Here is a 17,067-nt window from a genome sequence, read left to right on the forward strand (position 1 = left end):
CGAACAGGGCATTGGCCGGTGCCACGATATTCACCCAGGGAGCATGGTCTCTTGGGGGGGGGAGCTGGAAAATATGTGGAATCAGGTGAAATGGAAAAAGGCGCGACCGAGAAGCAGAGCCCGCTGTCGGGTGACGCATGAAATGCAAACGTGACAGGTAACGCGCAAAATATAGACGCATAATGTGCAAGGGCCACCCAGCGAGGGGCGGCAGGATCGATTGTCGCCCCTTAGAGGTCAGACACTTCGGTTTACGGATTAGGCGTCCGCAGGTGCGTAGGGATGCAAAATGATTTCTCCCGGCCACGGGTCGCAGATCGCCTCCTGATCTACGGCCCTGTCGTTTACAGCTTCGAGAAGCGGAAATAGGGCTGGGTCGTCAAGGGCGATGCTCCTCTGATCGGTACTCTTGCCTGCAAAGGGGCCATATGGGTGGCTGTTGCCACGACGCAACTCGGCTTCCATGAGGCCGTAGGCGGCGGACAGCCTGATTCCCGGAAAGACGGACCGGAGACTCATGTAAATCCGTAGGCCTTCGCGGTCCAGGTCGCCCCAGAAAAGAATATGCTGCGCGGAAGCAAGAATGTCCGCCAGGGCGTACCTGGGGCCCACGGCCGGACAGGACCGGAGACCGCCATCCTTCAGCCGTACTCCGAGATTTTCCATGGATAAGCCATACCCAAAGGAGCAGATGGCCAGTGCTTGATTTCGCGTTTCTGAACCTGCGAAAGCGGAAAAGGCGGCCATGTTCTCGATAAAAAGCACGGTGTCGGCGCGGCCGTCGTCCGGACCTGCTGTCAGCACGTGTTGGATGCGGTTGAGGGATGCCTCCGGGGGAATCCCAAATGCGGAGGCGACCTGTGTTCCGACGATGTCGAGGGCCTTCGATGAGCCGAGGAGATATTTGGCCGAAGTGATGTAGGTGTCCGTCAAAGTACCGTTCCGAACGGCCTCAGAGAGTGAGATAAGGCCTTCGACCAGGGCGGCTTGGTCAGCAGGATTAAGGGAAAGGACCGCAGAAGGGGCGCCCATGAGGGCATCGAACTGAATGCGAGAAAGATTGTCTTCTTTGCTCAAAACGGCCTGATGCCATGTTTTGACATTTTCCGGGCGCTCTTCCTCCGGGAGATCGAGGGAAACATTGGTCAATGGACGCATGCCGTGGGCGAATTGTCCTGTGACGATGCCGCGTTCTTGCAAATAACGTAAAACTTCTGCGATCACCGGCGCGTTGAACCGCGCTGGCAAATTTTTCTCCAGGACCGCCCAAAGACGACCCTTCTGGACCCGCCGGCCATTCGTTTTGGCGCGAAGGACGGCGAGAACGAATTCAAGATCACCTGGCTCAAGAAGGCCCATGTTCGTGCTTTCCATCGGTTCCGTCGGCATCCTTCTTTATAAAAAGGTCACCCCCCTCCGCCGTTTTCGATAAAGGCCTTTTCGTGGGCTTGCGACGACCGTGCACCGTCGTGACCACCATCTCGCCGGGCGCAGTCTTCCGAATGGTCCCATCCCGATTCTGTGTGACGATCTCCGTCCAGACATGACGTCCGTCCCCGTCAAGCCCCATAGCGCTCTTTCCGATCAGCATGCGGGGAAAGATGTCGAAGTTGTTTCGGTAGTGAGGCGGGTGCAGAAAGCCCGAGAACTTCCGTTGTCCGACGAGCGTGCTCGAAGTCGTCAATCGCATCAGGGCTGGCGGCGACGGGCTGGTGCAGGTCCCCGGCAGGGAGGCTGTCAGGGGAACGGCGCGGATGTTCATTCTTCCCGCAGACGGGTTGAGGAGCGCCCGACTCCGCTCGGTGAGGCACTGGCTGTCGGAGGCCAATGCCGACCCTCTGTGGCTGGACGACGGCTCCGATGGCGACGTCCGGGTGCTCGTCATCGTCCATCGAATGGCCGCTCTCCGGCTCGGCTTCGGCGAACTGTACGCAGCGATGAATGATCGTGCGCCCTCGTCTCTGAAGGACGGTTTCCTCGACGGCACCTCATGGGCGGTCCGCCCTTTCCTCGACTATCTCCTGCCCTTGGCCGACGCCGTGGATGCCGACGACGGCTTCGGAGTCGTTTCGCTTCTGAAGGCCAACTGCCCGAAAATGGCAAAGGAGGCGGTCGCAGGCACCGATCCGGCCACCCTGCTGACGGACCTCCGAATGCAGGTGCAGACCCTTGCGGGCATGTTCTCCGAAACCGGAGACGCCTCGGTGGGGGACGTCCTCAGGTTCGTCCGCGATACGCGGTTGACGAACCTCGATGAAAGGTTCCTCTCCTATCTGGCCGGCGCAGGTGGCGGGGCGAACGCGGAAGAAAACGACGAGGTCGCCGCCATGGCCGCCTACTTCGACTGTCCGGCGAAGCAGCTTCGCGGCTACCGGACCTACATCGAGGACGAATCTCCGTTCGCCACCCATCAGGGTATCAAGGGCGCCGAGTTCGAACGTGTGCTCGCGGTCCTCGACGACGGCGAAGGCCGTCACAACCAGTTTTCCTACGAGAAGCTCTTCGGTATCGCCCCACCATCAAAGACCGACGAGCAGAACGCGGCCGAAGGCAAGGAGACGGTCTTCGACCGTACCAGACGACTGTTCTATGTCTGCTGCTCGCGCGCCGTCAGGGATCTGGCTGTAACGCTGTTTTCATCGGACGTTTCTCTTGCGGAGCGGAAGATAAAGGAAAGCGGAATGTTTTCCGAAGATTGCGTTCACGTGCTCGATGGGCCGCCCGAAGTTTAGTCGGTGTTGGGGAGATAAACTTACCGAGCCGCCCTTCACCTCTCTCTCGACATCACCCGCGGCACCTGATCCAACATCCCCAAAGCTACGACCTCCTGGCCCGTACGGATCGCGGCCTCGGGGGCTCTTTCCGTTCTGGCTGAAGGAAGCGAGTTGCGTTTCACACTCGGCTAGGTACGCCCGCCTCAAGTAGTTCATTTGCCAATCCAATTTGTTGCGGTGCTGATTTCAGCGAAATCGCAGAGTGCCGGATTGCGAGGGCAGCATCCTGGAGATATGCACATCCCGCACCGCTTTGTCCAATTACGGCAAGCGCCCCCGTCATCTTGTCGGCCGTCATTTCCGATGGCACCAGCACCCAGAACCGGCGGAAAAACGGAGCCTGAAAAGCCACTTCCTTCAGCACCCGATTCAACTCCACCCGGCTGGGCTCCATCGACAGCGCGACGGGATAGAATCCGTCCACGAACTCGATCCCGAAGTCTTTCACCGCCACTGCCACGGCGAAGGGCGTGAAGTAGGTGAAGCGGTAGTCGCAGGAGAGGCGGACGTCGCCCTCGCCGGACAGCTTGGCCACGTCCCTCTTCAGGGCTTCCCAGCAGGCTTCATGGAACGGACTGGGGAAGACCTTGGCAGGCTTACGCAGCTTGCCCACGGGCTTAGTGGCCGGAATGGCGAGTGCGCCGCCGAACGGATCCTGGTTGAGATGGCTTGGCAGCGGACGACCCGAGGCCTCACGGTAGATGAGGTCGAGGGTCTTCTGTGTCAGCGAACCGTCAACGACGGCGTCGGCGATCTCCAGCGCCTTTTCGGGCGCTACCTTGTGCAGGCGGGCGAACAACTCGAGTTTGGAGAATTGCGCGGTGTTGCCATCCAGCCGCTCGCGGAACTTCAGATTCGGATGGGCTCGGTCGAACTCTTCCAGGAAGATGCGTACCGCGGACATGCGGCGCAGGACAGCCGGCGCATAGCGCGAGGCCTTTGCCGCTTCCTCGATGAAGCTGACCGATAGCTTGCCTCGACGTCCCCCGACGTCGCTGTCGCGTACCTGGTCCAGGATCTCGGCGATTCGCTGCCATCCCTCGGCGGTGTCGCGGGCTTTCTTCAGTGCGGCAAGCGCTTCCTCGGCTGTCATTCCCATCCTTTCGATCAGGCGAGGATAGTAGCGGTGGTGTGGTGATGTAAGCAAGTCACGTGGCGATTGACGCGCCCTATGTTTTGTGTAAAGTTTACATCGATGTAACTATATTGAGGTCGCAACCGATGCTGCTTCGTGTGACAGAGGGCACCAGAGCCCGCAGGGTCATCACCCGCAGTCCGACCCGCACCGTGGGCCGGTTTCCCAGCCTCAAGGCCGGGCGGTCGATCCATTGGGAGTCCCAACTCGAGCGGGACTTCGTGTACCTGCTGGAGTTCGATCCGGCGATGCTGGATTACCGGGAGCAGCCGGAGACCATCCGCCTCACCATCGATGGCAAGCCGCGTCGCTACACGCCGGACTTCCTGGTCCGGACCGCCTCCCTGATGGTGGTCTACGAGGTCAAGCCGGCGGATAAGGCCGCCCATCCCGATATGGTGGCGCTGTTCGCCGCGGCGGCGGACCATTATGCCGGCCGGGGCATGCACCACCAGGTCGTCACCGAGGCCGACATCCGCATCCGGCCATACCTCGACAACGTCGCCCTGCTGCTGCGCTATCGCAGCCACCCCGTCGATCCCGACGTCGAGGCCATGGTTCTCGACCGGCTCGCTTTCGAGCCCGCTCCGTTGGGTGAGCTGATCGCCGCGCTCGCCCCCCATGCCGATATGGCCGAGGTGCTGGCGTTGCTGGCCAACCGTCGGCTGGCCGCGGATCTGGCCCGCCGGCTGGATCGGGATGCCGTGATCCGGCTGCCCGGGGAGGGCTGATCCATGCCGTCGCTCGCCCTCGCCCGCAACCAGCGTGTCTGGATCGACGACGCCATGCACGAGGTGCGCGGCCGCGCCGGCGGCGAGGTCGTCCACCTGGAAAGGGTGCGCGACGGCGAAATGCGCGTCGTCACCCATCGGGAATTGGCGGAACTGATCTGCGCCGACAAGGCCAAGCTGGTGGCCGTCGAGGGCACCGGGCGCGAGCCGCAGATCGTCGAGCACAACCTGGAAAAGGACATCGCCGCCCTGCCGCCAAAGGTGCGGATGGAACTCGATCGCCGACGGGAATACCTGAAGGCCGTCGAGGAAGGCGGTGTGCTGACGCTGACCGAGCGGTCGCTGTCGGGGCTGGTCCGCCAAGTTGCCAACAAGATCGGCGATTCCAAGCCGCCGCACTGGACCACCATCTACCGCTGGGTCAGCCGGCTGCGCAGGGCATCGGGCGACATCCGGGCGGTCATTCCCGCCTTCGACCGCCGCGGCAACCGCACGCGGCGCCTGACGTCCATCCCGTTCTTCAGCATCGGCCACGTCACATTGTCCTGGGTGGCGCCAAAAACGACCAACGTCGCTTTCTCCGGGTCATGGGCATGGCGGCGAATCTCGATATTCGACGCCATCATGCTGGGATTGTAGCTGGGAGACACGCAGGCCATTTCCTGGTGCTTGGTCAGGTCGCAGAGGAACTGCCGCTCGCCGGTGATGACCAGATAGCGGCCGTCCAGTCCCTTCTTGAAATTGTCCACCCCCAGCCGACCGCTGACCTGCACCTGAAAACGGGGAGGAAATTGGTCGGAAGGCGCCCGGATCCCGGCGATCCACGCGCCCCCGCCGATCGCAACGGCGGCGCCAAGGCCGAGAGCGATCCACTGCATCTTTCCGAGCATGGGCATCCCCGTCAGCTCGCCCGCGACGATCCATCACGCGCCGCGTCGATCCGCACGGTGTAGATCAGCGGCTTGCCCCGGAATACCTTGCTCAGCAGGTTCAGCACGCCGACGCCCAGACGCAGCACCACCAGCGCGGCGGCGCCACCCATGAAGATTTCTGGCTTCCCAGCCAGATAGGCGATCCCCGCCAGGACGACCGCCGCCACAGCCAGCAATGCGTTGAATTGTCCAATCCACATTCGTCCTCTCCCTGCCTGGATGAAACTCCGGTCGGCGCCCGCAAACACCGCATTCACTCGGTGAAATTGAAAATTGCACCGAGCATACGCGGTGGTCAAGGCCCATTGCCCGGCGGACACTCCGGGTATGGACAAGAAACACCGATTCGGAACCCAGCTTCGCGCCATCCGGAAGCAGCGCGGCCTGACCCAGGAGCAGCTGGCCGAACTTATCGACCGTTCCGTCGATGCCGTCTCCAACATGGAGCGCGGCATCAGCCTGCCGAGCTACGAAACGCTCGGGCGGCTGGCCGACAAGCTGGGCGTGCCCATGCGGGAGTTGATGGAAGCGGTGGAAGGGGACAGCGCCGCGGATCCGGAGCGGGTGGAACTGGAGGCGCGTCTGACGGTGCTGGCCCGGTCGCTGGACAAAAGGGACCTGCGCATCGCGTTGGAGCAGATGGCGGTTCTTTCCAAGCACGAGAGGCGTTGATCTCGGTTGGTTGTTAGCCCCCCCTCTATCGAGGATCCTATGATCAAGTTCTACTTCGCGAGGGAAACGACGTGAGGTTCGGTTTCATCGCGAAGCACCGAGGGATTTGGCCGGTGTCGTGGCTCTGCGAGGCGCTCGGTGTCTCGCGCAGTGGCTTCCATGCCTGGCTGGTTCGTCCGCCCAGCCTGCGGGCTCGGCAAGATGAGGCGATCGTCGTTGCGGCCCGGTCCAGCTTTCTGGCCAGCGGCCGCACCTATGGGGCACGCCGGGTGTGGCGCGATGTACTGGCCGACGGCCTTGACTGTGGCCTGCATCGGGTCGAGCGGCTGATGCGGCGCGAGGGTTTGCGGGCCAGACCCCGGCGGCGCGGCCTTCCTGTCGATGGTGGCCTGCGCAAGGCCGAGGGCATTGCATGCAACGTGCTCGACCGGCAGTTCAGCGCCGACGCGCCCAACCGCAAATGGGTGGCCGATTTCACCTATCTGTGGACGGCGGAAGGCTGGCTGTACGTGGCGGCGGTGATCGACCTGTTCTCGCGCCGGGTCGTCGGCTGGTCCATGAGCTCCACCATGACCAGCCAATTGGTGGTCGACGCCCTGATGATGGCGGTATGGCGGCGTGGCAAACCCGATGCCTTGCTGCACCACTAGGATCGCGGCAGCCAGTACACCAGCGACCACTTCCAACGCCTTCTGGCCGACCAGGGCATCCAATGCTCCATGAGTCGATCCGGCAACGTCTGGGACAACGCCGCCATGGAGAGCTTCTTTTCGTCGATGAAGACGGAAAGAACCGCCAGAACGGTGTATCGCACCCGCGATCAAGCCCGTGCCGATGTCTTCGACTACATCGAGCGCTTCTATAATCCTAAGCGACGGCATTCGACGCTCGGATACCTCAGCCCCATGGAGTATGAAATGCAGGCGTCATAAGCTAAGGATGGTGTCCACCAAACCCGCAGCAGGCCACCTGGCCAAGACTTCGCCGTGAACTCGCGTGCCAAATCGCGATGGCATCGAGACCTTCGGCACCGGGTCAACGAGATCGCGGAAACGCGCGGACGCTCCCCTATCCACCAAACAGGTGTCGAGCCAAACTTTGCCCCTTGCGGAATCCATTCAACCGGAACAACCCCCAGGACACCAGAATACTGAACACACAGACAGAGCCCGGCATGACAAACATGACCACGCCCATTACATAGGGGTCTGTATATGGCAGCAATGTCGTCAGTTCCAATCCTGGGATGCCAAGCGCCCAGTCCAGAACTTTCCGTTCCATGCTGCTCTTGATAAAAATAAAAGACACGGAGACCAAAACCCAGGACAGAACCGCCGCCGCCGTCGAAATCACGAACATCTGTACCGCCAACATCTTTCGGATAAGCCAGCGGCTTGCCCCCTGAGACAAAAGCAACGCATAGCGTTGGCGTCTGTTGTGAACAACAAACGATAGAGAACTTGTGATAAATATGATCAGTGACGCCCCCATGTACAGCGTAACACGATATGAAACCTCATCGATCATCGCCATGATATGCGATAACCGCCCCGCAAGATCATAGTAATGATTGTTTACATAAATACGCCTGTCATCCCTTAGTTCTTTCAACACATTGGGTAACATAGCCCGATCATTCCAGGGAACATAAGCGATCACCGACTGGAAATCATATTTATCCTTGCCTTTCCAGTCCGCGACCGGAAGGTCCTCTGAGATGTATGTTACGTTCCGGGCAATTCTTGATCTGACCTCGACATCGTCGATATTTGCGAGAGCCTGGTCGATCCGCCATTTGGGAAGTGGAAAGAGAAGCCGAACCGATCGGTCGTCCTCTGATGCGGCCAGGCGTTCCGACCGACCGCCATAGCCCAACTCCACTGGGTCGTCGAGACTGGAGACGATGCACCGAGCGACCAGAACCGACGCCCCCTGAAACCCAGGAGCTCGGCACGGGACCTTGCGGTCCCAGTAATCCGTGTTCACTCCGACGTGGGTTACGCGGCGCCATGAGGGGGGAAACCGATCCTCGCCCTTACAATCCAGATACCAGTTGCCGCCCCCACGGCAGGCGATCACCTCGGGCGCGACCTGAGTGAGCTCGGACGGCACCTTCGTCAGCGCCTGAAGTTCCAGGGGAAAGACAATATCCGGAGCGTCGATTCCTGGAAAGATCACGGGAAACACACGGACTGGGACAATCTGCCGTCGCTGGCTTGGCGTGCCATTCCGATTGTAATTCAAGCCGATGGTGAGCCAGGCCGTCTTCAACTCATCCAGCCGCCTTGCCCCTTCGTTTTCCGTGAGCCAGGCATCGACCATGTCATCGGGAAGGACCTTGCGAAGCGCTGTCGCCGCACTGTCCAGGTCGAATTTCCTGAAGGTGTACCGCCCCTTGTTGACCATGATCACGAATGGCTTGCGCTGATCGAACAGCTCGACACGGTCCTGATCTGACAACCCAACAAGAGCCACGTTCTCCCACAACTCAGAATCCATGAAGACGGACCACGCCCGCAAATTTGCCGCATCGGCACCAAATATGTTTGGCGCGAACAGGTCGATATTTTTACGCTTCCAGTCTTCCCGTGCCCCCAACCGTTCGTACATGATCATTTTTATTTTTGCGCCGAAGCTTCCGATGTCGACACCGCCCCCGACTTCCATTTTTGTGGCGTCCGGTTCGTCGAGTTTCGGCACGAAGGTCACGCCATCGCCGGACAGCGCCAGCGGAATGCCCAATCGCGGAATATGGCCAAGCATCGCCGAGGGAACTCTTTCCTCCAGGCCAACCTTGACGACAAACAAGAAGCCACTGAGCGAGATCAGCACGGTCATCAAGACAAACAGGAACGTGAAATCCAGCCCTCCTGGACAGGGATGCCCGTAGCCACCCTCACGTCCCGCCCCCCTCTTCGCCACCCTGCGAGCCAGATGGCGGAGGCGCCCCAATCCCCAGCGCAACGGGAGCACCAACTCGTTCAATGCGAAAACCGTGAAATTCATACGCATCGGCTCGGCTCACCCCCCCATGACGACAGACGAGGCGGACGGGCCGCGGGATTCAATTCTTAACCTCGAGTTTCCACGTTCCTCCGAATGCGTCACCCAGATCAACAACCGCCCCGGAGCGGACGACCAACCCTTGAAGAAGGCGATGACTTGCTCCTCGGTCGCCTGATCAAGGCTCGCCGTTGGCTCGTCGGCGAATACGACATTCGGGTCGTGAACAAAGGCTTGCGCAAGCGCGACGCGTTGCTTTTGACCGCCGGACAACTCGTATGGATATTTCGCACAGAAGCCATCAAATATGTTGAGCTCCGACGCAATCAGGAAATTTCTTAGCATTTCCTTGGACTTGTTGGCGGCATCCTCCTTATTCAATCCGTCATTCGCAAGGAACAGCCTGAAAATCAGGTTATCGATAACCGTAAGTTGCGGCTGAAGAGGCGAGTGCTGGAAAGCAACCCCAAATCTCTTCTTGCGAATATCCATCAATGTCGGTTCGTCGCAGTCACGATGAAGGCGGAATTCGTCGCCCCCGGAAATCCTCCACGCCACGGATCCCTCGTCGATCCACTCCAGCCCGGCAAGAGCCTTCAGCAGTGTGGTCTTTCCGGTGCCCGTCGCCCCTTCGATGGTGCAGATGCCGCCGTTCGCCGACGATATCCGCACGTGATCCGCGTGCAACGTGAAGGTCTTGCCCTCCTCCGCTCGACGCGTGACCTGGACGTTGTCGACAGCGACCGTGGTTGGTTCCGGCCCGGTCACGGCAGATACTCGTTTGGCATCCAGCAATGACGCTCGCTCGTCCCCTTTGTCGTCCGGCAGAAATGAAGGCCTTCCGGCAACCGGCGCATGCCCCCTTCCTCTTGTCCGCCGGCCCAACGCCGCAGGACGAAACCATTCACGTTATAGCGCTCAAGACTTGCCGTCTTTGGATTCATCTCCTCTCCCGACTGCGCGCCTTCCAGAAGAAGCCTCGAGGAGTTGAGCCATTCCCGCAGAACCACGACGTCATGCGCCCCGATTTTGGCCATGTCCTCGGGAGCGGCGTATTGCAGCAGCGGCGAACCCAGTGATACCGGCATGGCCTTGACCCGTCTCATGTACGCCTCGAACGTTTCCCTTGGATCCACCTGCCGCCAAGCCGGGTTCCCCCCCGAAAGCTGGCGGACCAGGTCCGTCATCCCAAGCTGCAAGGCCCTGATCTGCGCGGCGTCGCCCTGGGCGTCGACAAGACGAGTATGGAGTTCGGCGAGTTTGGTTATCCAGCTGTGGAGATTGGTGTTCTGCAGGTAGACCTTGAGGGCGATGGTGTTGTCGGGGTCGATCAAGTCCTTGGTCGGGCTGACGATCGCGTTGGAACCTTCGTCATGGAGTGGCGTATTCCGCCTTACGAAATATTCATCGGACTCGATCACCTGACGTTCGGAGCACAAGGCGGAGACCGACTCGCCCGCCTTCCGGCGTTCCTCCAGTTCCGGGGTGTTTCGCACATAGTCGTTGCACGCCGCCGGCTGCATCGACTCGAGAACAAGCGCCGGCACATCGGGAAATTCGCGGCTGACCTGAAGTGTGGACTGGACCGGCGACATCCCCGTGCCTCGCAGCCGGTTCCACTCCTGGATCATATCCGGATTGACGAAGCTCTTTATCAGGCCGACGATCTTCTTGGACGCCCCACCGCCATCATTGAGCTGGAATACTTTCTGGGAATCGGACTTTCTATATTGCTTGGGAAGACTATTGCTGTATTCATGAAGTATATTTAACGCATCGCGTTCGAAATGCCCATACGCGGCGTCGTAGCACGCGGGGCATTTCAACTCGCTGGCGGCGGTGCGTTGGGTTTGAATGAAAACAGGCAGGAAGACATAGCTGTCGCGCACCCGGCTCATGTTTCTCAACAAATTGTGGAATTCGCTCCTGGGGAAGGGGGCGTCCACCAAGGCGGCGGCGGGGACGTCCCGGGAGCCGGGCCGATAGCCGGCATCCCCCAGCACGATCATGATCTTCATATGGTCCGGGCAATCCCGGACCAATTTGTCCAGGCCCTCCGTCATCCCCCCGATGGTATCTTCCCAGTAATCGTCGGTGTCGTCCTCGGTGACATGATCCGGCAACGCCTTCACGAAGGCGCCCAGATCGCGCGCCTTGCAATCACCGGCGGGAAGGTCCACCGAGATCGTCTGGCCGCGATCCAATGGTCCGCCCAGGGTCTTGTCACGGTAGATGACCGCGCCGAAGCGGATCGGCAAGCCGGAGAAATTCGACGCGGAACGGATTTCCGAGGTGAATTCGGGAAGAAATTTTTTCTTGATGTCCAGAAAATGGCTGAGCATCGATTTCGTGCCATCAATCACGAACACGACATCGACCCCCGTCGCCAGCGACCGCATTTCCCCTTGTGCGTCGGCGACAACGCCGGTCTGGCGGCGGACTGGCGTCGCGATCCGCACCACGTTGTCACGCTCGAAGGTTTCCAGAACGGGTAGGGGCTCGTTGTCCTTCAGCCATCGGGTTCGCCCGCCATAAAGACGAATGCAGCCGGGATCGCTGGGGGCACCCCCGGAAATTGCCGATTCCTTGTGCTTGTATATACAGGCAAAAGCACTTTCCTGATCGCTTTTGGGGTGAATTCCGTAGGATGAACTCCACTCCCAGCCCAGGCTGGCATCAATCCAACCAAGCAGCGCCCCGAGTTTGGGGGCGCGCGACAGAAGGTAATAGCGCTTCGAGCCTTCCTGATGCTCCGCATAGATGAACAGACGGTCGAAGCGCTGCACCTCGGCACACCCGGCCAAGGCCCCACCGCAGCCGGCGCCGGGACGCCTGGAAATGTAGATCGCGGACGGCCCCCGTTTCGCCTGGGTGGCCACGATGACCTGCGGCTGCGTCCGCACGTAGAATTTGCGTTCAAGCCCGCCGTCATGCGCCAAGGGAGTCGTCGAACACAGGACGTCGCGGGAATTCACCCACCACTCGGCCGAATCCTGATTGGAGTTCAGTGCGCTCAAACCGACGCGAGCGCCGGACAAGGCCACGATCCGATATTGCGCCCCAAAGGAGGCCGCGCTTCCCGTCGCGGCGGCGGGCGAAGGGTAAAGCCTAGCGTCGTCGCGCGTGATCGTCGCCGTTCGCACGACGTTCAGCAGTTTGATGCCCTTAAGCTCCAACAATTCCTGATCGGTACAGGCAAGGGCGTTGGCGGACGACAAGACCAGCGCCATCAGGGCAATCACCACCCTTTTCATTCCCCACCCCCACATGGCTATCTACCAAGCATTTTCTGGAATTCCGACATCAAAGCGCGTTCACTCAACTCGGCACACCGCGTCACGCCCGCGCTCCGCCATCCGTCGCAGGCGCCGGCCTTGGCGACAACCGTCATGTCCAATGCCTGGGACACGCCCTTGATCATGGCCAGTCGGGCGAAACCCTCGCTGGCACTTGGGCCGTTGGCGGTGACGAACACCAGACGCTCCAGGATCGTCCCCGGGTAAGCCGCCAGCGCGGCTTCCAGCGCATAGGACGAGGCGTTCGGCCGGGAATCGAACCGTACCCGGTTGAGCCGTCCGGCAAGCGTGTCGACCCCCGCCTGACTGGAGGTGAGCGGCAAATTAGCGAGTTCCTCCCCCCTGACGACGAGATCGACACTTCCGTCGCCTTGAAGCAACGCAACGTCCAGACCCGGCGCCTTGCGCCCGGATGCACTCAATTTTTCAAGGGTCGTCCGCAGGGATCGATGCACCCCTTCCTCGGCGGTAAGCCCAAACGGAGCGTTCTCGATCAACACAACCGACCTCTTGGCGGCAAACAAGGGAACGATGTTGAAAACAATTCCCCCATCTCGGACCTCACCGGGCACGCAATCGCTCACATCCTGGCCATTTGATTTAATTTTTGCATACGAACAGTAAGGCGCTGACTTGCTGCTTATTATCGTCCTGTCAAACGGTATTTTAAACATTTGTTGATCCGTGCGGCATTTCTCAGCCGATTCATAGACGAACAGGTCGTTCCTGAACGTGAAGTCGGACTGTCCCTCGACGCGGATGGGCCGCACCTTGCTCGCCAGGAGCTTCGCCCTGAAATCGGCGGAAAGGCTCGTCTCGGTCAAAAGAACTTCCAGGCCCTCCTGGCGCCAAGGGTCCTTGAGGATAAGCTTGATCCGGTCTGGCAGCGTCGGCGCACCCCACCCGGCCGCCCCAAGGGTTTGATGCGAAACTGGGTGCCGGAAGGGAGAGCAGTCCCCCCCCTTGCAGTAAGCAAGAGTATCGATGCTGACCGGACCTTCCCCCCGTCCACATGGGCCAAGGATCGTCCCGAGGGCCTTCTCGAGGTCGAATCGAGGCTTGGGCACGAGCATTCCAATGGAAAGCGCGCGTTCCCCGGGCGTGCCGCCATCGATCCTCAGTGGCTCCCATCCCGCACCCACATCCAGGTCGCCCTTGACACACAAGGCGCCCCCCCCATCGCCCTTGCGGCATTGGCTGGATTGCGTGAGAACGTCGAGCAGCGGCGCGGGCGCCGTCACGTTGGCGCAGTTCCAGTCGGGAGACGAGACGGACACCCCGCTTTGGTGCTGGTTCAGGGACGCAAATCCGGAGCATTTCGGATTGACGGTGGATGAGACGGACACTTTTCTGTCCAAGGCCGATTTCAGGCGCACGGAAATGGCGGTGGCATCCTGGGCGGGAGCGGCACCGTCGAAAGTCAGGCCCGCCGGCATGGCGCCGATGTAAGGCAGCGTGACAAGGTCGTCGTCCGAAAGGTCGCCGATCTCGCCAACTTTGCCGTCGCCATCAACCCGGGTCGTGGCGACCATCAAATGGCCAATTATTTTTCTATTGAGATTAATCCTGACTTTTGGCGGAAGTACGCCAAAGCAAGTCCAAGAGCCATTCTCAAGAAAGCAGCCATCCGGGCCGGCGGAATAGACATCCCATTTGTCTTTCCCCCTGAACTTCAACACGTAACTTGGCACCGTCGCCGTCTCGACTTGCCCGTCGACGCCGCGCCCCGGCCCCTCCCAGGAAAGGATTTTGGCATCCTTGGGACACAGCCAGGACAGGGGTGGCGATTCGGAGAGCGGCGCGCAACCGACCAAATCCTCCTCGGGACGAGACCGGCGCAGCGCGACCGAAGGGGCGCGAACGTTGACGCACGGCAATCGGAAGGACTCGACATCCTGACCGAGATCGTAGCGGCCTTGGCAGGATCGAAGGACCTTGGACTGAATGGCGACGTGCCCGACGGCGCGCTGCTCGGGCGTTGGGATCCACCCCTTCCCGTCCGGCGGCGCCTTGCCATCGACCAGGTAGCCCCCGGGAATCTTGAACCTCACCGGACTGGCGACATCGGCGCCGGCGGCGGGCGTGCCGGAACCGGTCTCTATTCCCGTCGCCATGTCGATGGTCACCGGCCCATCCGAGGACGCTACGTTGAACAACAATGGCCCTGCCGCGCCCGTCACATATATCGACACGCTGGACAGGGCCGGTTCCGGGCAAGCATAGGTATGTTCGGCAAGGGGCTTGCAGACACGTCCCTTTGCCGTTTCGACTTTCGTTATGGATTTGGCTTTGTCGGCGGGAACCACCGTCACATTGGTGACGCGAATATCGTCACCATCGAATGAAACAACGTCGCCATTGATGCTCATGGACTTGAAGGTTCTAGAGAGTTCCGCCCTGAGCGCGTTGTCGTTCTTGATTGCCGCGACGGTGTCCGCCACCAATTCACTGAACGACGTGTATTTGTCCCGAACGATGTCGACCGATGTTTCAACGTCCAGTTCCGATACGGTGACATGGTCCGGCACATTGATACCGTCCCTGAGGACAACCGGATATTCCGGGAATTTGGCCGTGCTGTCGGGGGCGTGACCGCCCCTGCAATCCAAGAGATAGCCGTCGAACGGCAACAGGGCCTCGTTCTGGACCTTGCCCGCCTTTAACGTGCCGTCCTTCAAGAACCGTTCGAGAGGATGCGTTTTGTCGGCACCCCTTATGGCGTAACGCTTGGTCGCCAGCACCGGCTCCGCCCCATGCAAGCGATACGGATCCACATCGCCGCTCTCGCGCCACCAGTCCCTGGTCCTGTCGATCATCTGGATGCGGCCATCCTTGAACCTGTCCAGGAACTTCTCCTCGCCATCCACCCACAACAAGGGACGCAGGCGACCGACATGGGTGCCCGCGTCCTTCTTCTCGATGGAAAGGCGCAAGATGATTTTCTGCTTGCCAATCGTCTTCGGCCACGGGTCGGAACAACGCCACAGGATTCGATCCTCCGAGCCGCTCGCCTGCCCCGGCGCGGTGCACGCCATCACGATGACGGACAGGAGCGCGATGACGAGAGCGATCCTCATGACACCACCCGACATCATGGACATGCGACCAGGACACGGAATCCCCTTTGGGGGGAGGCCGCATAGGAATTGACATGGGCGAGGTCTGAGCCGCCCGCGCGCTTGATGGCGCGCGCCCAGCAGGATTTTCCGTCAACCTGATCCTTGCAGTCTGAAAGCCACTCATCCATGTCGGCCCCCGGCAGGTTCTCAAACAGGTTTGTCCGCTCCGCCCAGCTTGGAAGCTTGATGGTCAAGCGGGTGAGCGCGGACAGGTAGTCGGCGTAGGCGTGCGCCGCTGCCCATGGGACGCAGGTTGCGGGCAAGGATGGCTCGGAGGGAAAGCCACATTGATCGGGGGAGCCGTCCGCCCCACCATCGGTGAACGACGAGAGGAGTGCCCGAAAGCCGTCGCCCTCGCGGTAAGGGCCTGAATGACCGTCGAGAGACGCCTCGAACGTCTTGTCACCGCCGGCGGCGCGCACCGCCTGGGCCGGCACAAGTGATGACAGCGCCACATTCGCACCCGAGTCCGATGTCGCGACGGTCATCGGCAGGCAGCCGGGGCAAACCCGCTCGATCTTGGCAAGCACCGATTTGCACTTGCCGTCAGTCGCCACCTCGTTGGTGGGTGACATGGAGAATATGAACCACAGCATCCAACCAATAAGCGCAAACACACTCACGATAGACAACGGCACAAGCACCTTCCGCTTCCACGAGCGATCGGGGGCCATTTTCGAATATAATATCATGAAAATTGTCTGGAGCATGATTGCGGTCGCCCCAATGAGGGCAGAAAAAACACCTTCCGACACCCCCCACCTCCCCCAGTCAGGCACATGGAACGCGGTTTTGCCACCGCTACACGCGCGGGACTCCACCCTCACCCGCTTGCCGACATTCACCCGAACATTCACAAATATCGGCGACAGCCGCCGCCATGATATACAACCAAGGAGAACATATCCATCACATTTCCGGAGGCGCCAAGGGGGCTTGCCGGCGGACCGGCATGAAAACGCCCGGGCCGTGGCCGGCACCGGGCGAGGATGGAGAAACGGGGCAACGAAGGGGCGGATCGGCCGGCTTGGGCGGCTTGCGCCGCCGGCCCAGCCCGATCCGGCGGATGATGTCCTTGACGCGCCGCTTGGCGGACATGGCTGTCTCCGATCCGGGCAAAGAAAAACCCCGGCACCGCTGTCGCGGACCGGGGTCGGGGCGCACCTGTGGTGATGCTGGCATCGTTTATAGCGGATGCCGGCATCCGCCGGCAATCACGTTTTGTTCTTGTTCGGGGCGTCGCCTCCTGCCATTCGGGCTCTTCAGTGGGTTTGCAGATTTTGGGTCAAAGACTGCTGAATGTTTGCACTATATGGGGCAGGGTATTTGCGGAATATGTGTCAGGTCATCTTGACGAATCAATGGCCTAGAGGGTTCTGGTTTGCACCTTATGCGTCACCCGACA

At 60.6% G+C, this 17,067-nt stretch carries 12 protein-coding genes and 1 pseudogene; 5 read left to right on the forward strand and 8 right to left on the reverse strand.

Features of this window, described 5'->3' with window-relative positions; all coding sequences use genetic code 11:
* Nucleotides 1-258: 258 nt before the first annotated feature.
* A complete protein-coding gene (locus G4223_RS08130) occupies nucleotides 259-1,374 on the reverse strand; it encodes a Wadjet anti-phage system protein JetD domain-containing protein (RefSeq protein WP_163677531.1) in 1,116 nt (371 codons plus the stop codon).
* A gap of 293 nt (nucleotides 1,375-1,667) precedes the next feature.
* On the opposite strand from G4223_RS08130, the gene G4223_RS08135 reads away from it, so the two are divergent.
* On the forward strand, nucleotides 1,668-2,732 hold the full coding sequence (locus tag G4223_RS08135; RefSeq protein WP_163677533.1) for a hypothetical protein: 1,065 nt from the start codon (nucleotides 1,668-1,670) through the stop codon (nucleotides 2,730-2,732).
* A 160-nt stretch (nucleotides 2,733-2,892) separates the two neighbouring features.
* On the opposite strand, the gene G4223_RS08140 is transcribed toward G4223_RS08135, so the two are convergent.
* Nucleotides 2,893-3,867 carry a hypothetical protein gene (locus G4223_RS08140; protein ID WP_163677536.1) on the reverse strand — a complete coding sequence of 325 codons (975 nt, stop codon included), beginning with the start codon at nucleotides 3,865-3,867 and terminating at the stop codon, nucleotides 2,893-2,895.
* A gap of 128 nt (nucleotides 3,868-3,995) precedes the next feature.
* Between G4223_RS08140 and G4223_RS08145 the strand changes: the two genes are divergently transcribed.
* Both G4223_RS08145 and G4223_RS08150 read left to right on the forward strand, forming a co-directional pair.
* Nucleotides 3,996-4,640 carry a TnsA endonuclease N-terminal domain-containing protein gene (locus G4223_RS08145; RefSeq protein ID WP_163677540.1) on the forward strand — a complete coding sequence of 215 codons (645 nt, stop codon included), beginning with the start codon at nucleotides 3,996-3,998 and terminating at the stop codon, nucleotides 4,638-4,640.
* Between the two features lie 3 nt (nucleotides 4,641-4,643).
* Nucleotides 4,644-5,279 (forward strand): hypothetical protein, encoded by a 636-nt coding sequence (locus G4223_RS08150; RefSeq protein WP_163677543.1) that lies wholly within the window; start codon nucleotides 4,644-4,646, stop codon nucleotides 5,277-5,279.
* A gap of 262 nt (nucleotides 5,280-5,541) precedes the next feature.
* Here the strand turns inward: G4223_RS08150 and G4223_RS08155 are convergent, their stop codons facing one another.
* On the reverse strand, nucleotides 5,542-5,772 hold the full coding sequence (locus G4223_RS08155; protein ID WP_163677546.1) for a hypothetical protein: 231 nt from the start codon (nucleotides 5,770-5,772) through the stop codon (nucleotides 5,542-5,544).
* Between the two features lie 127 nt (nucleotides 5,773-5,899).
* Between G4223_RS08155 and G4223_RS08160 the strand changes: the two genes are divergently transcribed.
* Both G4223_RS08160 and G4223_RS08165 read left to right on the forward strand, forming a co-directional pair.
* Nucleotides 5,900-6,244 (forward strand): helix-turn-helix domain-containing protein, encoded by a 345-nt coding sequence (locus G4223_RS08160; protein ID WP_163677549.1) that lies wholly within the window; start codon nucleotides 5,900-5,902, stop codon nucleotides 6,242-6,244.
* Nucleotides 6,245-6,294: 50 nt separating this feature from the next.
* Nucleotides 6,295-7,176, forward strand: a pseudogene (locus G4223_RS08165) (IS3 family transposase); the annotation flags it as partial.
* A 136-nt stretch (nucleotides 7,177-7,312) separates the two neighbouring features.
* Here the strand turns inward: G4223_RS08165 and G4223_RS08170 are convergent.
* From G4223_RS08170 to G4223_RS08190, 5 genes are read right to left on the reverse strand one after another with little or no spacing between them, the layout of a single operon-like run.
* Nucleotides 7,313-9,256 (reverse strand): ABC transporter permease, encoded by a 1,944-nt coding sequence (locus tag G4223_RS08170; protein ID WP_163677552.1) that lies wholly within the window; start codon nucleotides 9,254-9,256, stop codon nucleotides 7,313-7,315.
* 9 nt (nucleotides 9,257-9,265) lie between these two features.
* Entirely contained in the window at nucleotides 9,266-10,015 is a 750-nt protein-coding gene (locus G4223_RS08175) for an ATP-binding cassette domain-containing protein (RefSeq protein WP_163677555.1), read from the reverse strand.
* On the reverse strand, nucleotides 10,012-12,501 hold the full coding sequence (locus tag G4223_RS08180) for a VWA domain-containing protein (RefSeq protein WP_163677558.1): 2,490 nt from the start codon (nucleotides 12,499-12,501) through the stop codon (nucleotides 10,012-10,014). Before G4223_RS08180 ends, G4223_RS08175 begins: the two co-directional genes overlap by 4 nt.
* 17 nt (nucleotides 12,502-12,518) lie before the next feature.
* The gene (locus G4223_RS08185) at nucleotides 12,519-15,620 is read right to left on the reverse strand and encodes a hypothetical protein (protein WP_163677561.1); all 3,102 of its coding nucleotides are present in this window, start codon (nucleotides 15,618-15,620) and stop codon (nucleotides 12,519-12,521) included.
* Nucleotides 15,621-15,634: 14 nt separating this feature from the next.
* On the reverse strand, nucleotides 15,635-16,417 hold the full coding sequence (locus G4223_RS08190) for a hypothetical protein (RefSeq protein WP_163677564.1): 783 nt from the start codon (nucleotides 16,415-16,417) through the stop codon (nucleotides 15,635-15,637).
* Between the last annotated feature and the right edge of the window lie 650 nt (nucleotides 16,418-17,067).

The organism is Magnetospirillum aberrantis SpK (assembly GCF_011022235.1).
GTDB lineage: Bacteria > Pseudomonadota > Alphaproteobacteria > Rhodospirillales > Magnetospirillaceae > Magnetospirillum > Magnetospirillum aberrantis.